Origin of the sequence: Methylobacterium sp. WL6, assembly GCF_008040095.1 — a bacterium.
In the GTDB taxonomy this organism is placed as follows: domain Bacteria; phylum Pseudomonadota; class Alphaproteobacteria; order Rhizobiales; family Beijerinckiaceae; genus Methylobacterium.
In genome coordinates this window covers 1-3,632 of sequence record NZ_VRVH01000378.1, presented here as the reverse complement: position 1 = coordinate 3,632, position 3,632 = coordinate 1, and the positions used below count along the sequence as shown (strand labels likewise).

Annotated in this window: 6 protein-coding genes and 1 tRNA gene; 4 read left to right on the top strand and 3 right to left on the bottom strand. The window is 70.8% G+C overall.

Annotation, left to right across the window (positions count from 1 at the left end; translation table 11 throughout):
• Positions 1-136 precede the first annotated feature (136 nt).
• Both FV230_RS25870 and FV230_RS25865 read left to right on the top strand, forming a co-directional pair.
• On the top strand, positions 137-562 hold the full coding sequence (locus FV230_RS25870) for a response regulator (RefSeq protein ID WP_147728008.1): 426 nt from the start codon (positions 137-139) through the stop codon (positions 560-562).
• Positions 563-601: 39 nt separating this feature from the next.
• Positions 602-967: a photosystem reaction center subunit H gene (locus FV230_RS25865; protein WP_147728009.1), complete on the top strand. Its 366-nt coding sequence runs from the start codon at positions 602-604 to the stop codon at positions 965-967.
• A gap of 53 nt (positions 968-1,020) precedes the next feature.
• Here the strand turns inward: FV230_RS25865 and FV230_RS25860 are convergent, their stop codons facing one another.
• A complete protein-coding gene (locus tag FV230_RS25860) occupies positions 1,021-1,377 on the bottom strand; it encodes a hypothetical protein (RefSeq protein WP_147844423.1) in 357 nt (118 codons plus the stop codon).
• Positions 1,378-1,381: 4 nt separating this feature from the next.
• Positions 1,382-1,609 carry a hypothetical protein gene (locus FV230_RS25855; protein WP_147844422.1) on the bottom strand — a complete coding sequence of 76 codons (228 nt, stop codon included), beginning with the start codon at positions 1,607-1,609 and terminating at the stop codon, positions 1,382-1,384.
• A 56-nt stretch (positions 1,610-1,665) separates the two neighbouring features.
• Here FV230_RS25855 and FV230_RS30015 point away from each other — a divergent pair, with 56 nt between their 5' ends.
• The gene (locus FV230_RS30015) at positions 1,666-1,809 is read left to right on the top strand and encodes a hypothetical protein (protein WP_187274659.1); all 144 of its coding nucleotides are present in this window, start codon (positions 1,666-1,668) and stop codon (positions 1,807-1,809) included.
• A 4-nt stretch (positions 1,810-1,813) separates the two neighbouring features.
• On the opposite strand, the gene FV230_RS25850 is transcribed toward FV230_RS30015, so the two are convergent.
• Positions 1,814-3,256 (bottom strand): protein adenylyltransferase SelO, encoded by a 1,443-nt coding sequence (locus tag FV230_RS25850; RefSeq protein ID WP_246695004.1) that lies wholly within the window; start codon positions 3,254-3,256, stop codon positions 1,814-1,816.
• 215 nt (positions 3,257-3,471) lie between these two features.
• On the opposite strand from FV230_RS25850, the gene FV230_RS25845 reads away from it, so the two are divergent.
• Positions 3,472-3,548 (top strand) — tRNA-Met (locus FV230_RS25845).
• Positions 3,549-3,632 lie beyond the last annotated feature (84 nt).

The window sequence follows — 3,632 nt, the reverse complement described above, 5'->3', positions numbered from 1 at the left end:
GGCAGGGTTAAGGCTTCGCTCACCAAACCTCGGCAATTCGATGCAATCACGGCGAACGCCGGAGCACAGGGCCCCGTTGGTCTTGTGATCCGGCTGCGGGACCTTCGTTCCGCGCCGGGTGAGTTGGAGTTGCGTCATGATGTCTTTCGCCTGCGCCGCCATCGGCCTGCCGAGCTACCTCGACCGCGCGCCCACCACCGTCCTGGTGGTGGAGGACGAGCCGTTCGTCTGCGAACTGGCGGCGGAGGCGCTGCTCGATGAGGGCTACCGCGTCCTGACCGCCGCGGATGCCTGGGAAGCCGAGGCGATCCTCGCCCGGGAGACCGTCGATTTGCTCTTCACCGATATCGATCTCGCCCGCAACACGAACGGGATCACGCTAGCGCGGGCCGCCCGGGCGCATTGCCCCTCGCTCCCGGTGGTCTACACCTCCGGCGGCCGCGCCTGCCTCTCGCAGGGCGAGGCCGTCCCCGAATCGATCTTCGTGCCGAAACCCTATCGGCCGAGCCAGCTGGTCGCACTCACGAACGACATCCTGCGCAGCCACGCCCACCACGCCTGATCCCGATCCCTCGACGCACGACGCCCGGAACCCTGACGCATGCGCCTCGCTCACGCCGCCCTCCTGATGCTCGCCGCCGGCCTCGCCACGCCGGTCGAAGCCGCCTGCGACGTGAAGGGCGCCAAGATCGAGGAGACGATCGCCCGGAAGAGCGAGCTGCAGGAAGCCGCCAACAAGCAGACGGTGCGCGACCTGCGCACGCTGCGCGACGCGGCGATCGTGCTCGAAACCTATTCCTACGTCACCGAGTGCGAGCGCGTTCTGGAGATCGTGAAGACCCTGGCCGCCGACCCGGAGAAGACGATCGAGAAGGGCGACACCGACGAAGAGAAGGCCGAGGACCTGCAGGAGGCGCGCAAGCCCAAGCCCGCCTTGGAGCCGGCCGCGCCGGCCAAGCCCAAATGATCAAGCCCACATGATCACGCCCACATGATGGGGAAGCCCGGGTCGGTCCGCCTCTACCAGCCGAACCGCGCGATCCGGGCGAGCTGCGCCTTGCCGGCGGCCTCGTCCCGGCCGAGGAGCGCGACCCGCTCGGACAAGCCGTAGGCGGTCGGCGAAAACTGCAGCGACAGCAGCACGATGCCCTCGGTCCGCGATCGGTTCACCGAGGCGATCAGGCAGGCGATCACGGGATCGTCCTCGGGCGCGCCGACGCAGTCGGCCCGCGGGCTGCCGAACAGGGGCCGGTTCGGCAGCGTCAGCTGGATCGTGGTGCCGCCGCGCCGGTCGGGAGCCGGCGGCAGGCTGTAGCTGCGCACGAACAGGGCCGGGACCAGCACCAGCAGCGCCAGGACGACGAGAGCCTTGCGCATGGCCTCAGCCCGGCTCGTCGAAGCGGCTGCGGAAGAACACCTCGCGCCCGGCGCCGTCGATCACCCGCACCGCCTCCGCCGGCCCGCCCGAACGCTGCGGGACGCGGGCGCGGGCGAACAGGCGCAAGGCGCGTTCCTGCGCGCCCTCGAGCCCGGCGCTGCGCACCGAGATCCGCGTCTGGACGTCGCCCGGCTCAGGGCCGAGGACTTCGATGTGAAAGGTCTCGCGCACCGCCGTGCCTCTGCCCTAACTCGGACGCATCGTCCACCGTCGCGAGACCTTCGCCCGTGAGCCCACTCAAGATCGCTGCCGCGGTCGCCGTCTGCGCCCTGCTGTTCTGGCTCGGCCTGCGCATCACCCGCGTGATGGTCGACCTCGGCATCCGCGCCGGGCATGCCGAGGCGCGCCGGCGCGAGGAGGAGGAGCGCTGAGCCCCTATCCGACGGGCAGCGGCGCGGTGCCGTAGGCCTCCGCCATGTGCGCGATCGCCGCGAGCTTGTCCGAGAGCACCGACCAGTCGTCGGACGACGCGATCGGCGCCCAGAGCGCCTCGACCTCGTCGATCAGCAGCGTGCACGGCCGCGCCTGCGCGAAGTAGGGGTGGGCGAGGTTCGCCCCGGCGGCGGGCGCCATGCCCTGCAGGGCCGCGCGCACCGGCGCGAAGCTCTCGCCGGCATAGAGCGCGGCGGACGGGCTCGCCGCGGCACGGTCCGCGCTGGCCGTCCCGCCGTACCAGTCGAAGAACGTCTGCTCGAACGGGGCGCCGCTCTCGGCCAGGAAGCGCCAGAACGCCCCGACCAGGCGATCGGTCGCCTCCTCGCCCGCCTCAGCGAGCCCGAGCCGCGCGAGCAACGCGTCCGCGAACCCCTCCTGTAAGGCCGGGCCGAAGCCCTTGAGCGCGGCTTCGAGATCCGCCTGCGGCGCCAGCGTCAGCAGGCAATCCGCCAGCCGGGCGAGGTTCCAGTACAGCGCCTCCGGCTGCCGGCCGAAGCTGTAGAGCCCTTGCGTGTCGAAGTAGGCCGCGGTGAAGTTTGGGTCGTAGGCCGGCAGCCAGCGCCACGGGCCGTAATCGAAGCTCTCGCCGGTGACGTTGATGTTGTCGGTGTTGAGCACGCCGTGGACGAAGCCGGCCGCCGCCCATTGCGCGCCCATCAGCGCGACCCGCCGCGTGACCTCGCCGAGGAACGCGACGGCCCGCTCGGCCACCGACTCGCGCCAGAGATCGGGCATGTGGGTGGTGATCGTGTGATCGAGCAGCCGCGCGACGTTGCCCGGCTCGTCGAGCGCCAGGAAGCGCTGGAAGCTGCCGATGCGGATGTGGCCGTGGCTCAGGCGCACCAGCACGGCCGAGCGGGTGGGGGAGGGCTCGTCGCCGCGCTCCAAAGCCTCGCCGGTCTCGATCAGGCTGAAGCTCTTGGAGGTGTTCACGCCCTGCGCTTCGAGGAGCGCGGTGGCCAGCACCTCGCGCACGCCCCCCTTCAAGGTCAGGCGCCCGTCGCCGGCCCGCGACCACGGCGTCGTGCCGCTGCCCTTGGTGGCGAGATCGAGCAGGCGCCCGTCGCGCAGGTCGTGCAGCTGCGCAAAGAGGAAGCCGCGCCCGTCGCCGAGATCGGGGTTGTACGAGCGGAACTGATGGCCGTGATAGCGCAGGGCCAGCGGCGCCGGGAACGAGCCGGGCAGGGGCTCGAACCGGCCGAACCGCGCGATCCACTCGGCGTCCGACAGCCCGTCGAGGCCGACGCGCGCGGCCCAGGGCTGGTTGCGGACGCGCAGGATGGTCTCGGGAAAGCGCGCGGCCTCGACCACGTCGAAGAAGTCGCCGCCGAGGTCGGCATGGCGGCGGGAGGGCCGCGCCGCTTGGGATGGGAGGTCTGACAAGGAAACGGCCCTCGCTGGGTTCCGGCATTCGAACGACACGCAGTGCGATAAGCCGCCCCGGCCCGATCCGTTGCGGCCCGGCGGAAGCGACGCAAACCGGTCCCGAAAAAACCCGGGCTCCATCCCGAAACAGGGCGTTGACACCGCAAGCCGCCGTTCCCTATACCGCCGATCTCCGAACCGGCCGCCTGCCCGAGCAGACGGCCGCGGGCTGGGGCGGGGTAGCTCAGCTGGTTAGAGCAGAGGAATCATAATCCTCGTGTCGGGGGTTCGAGTCCCTCTCCCGCTACCAATTTATCCCATAGATCGCAGTGACTTGGCGGAGCAGCCCTGGACCCCTCGTCCGGGGCTTTCTCGTTCTCGGGCGGGTTTCGGG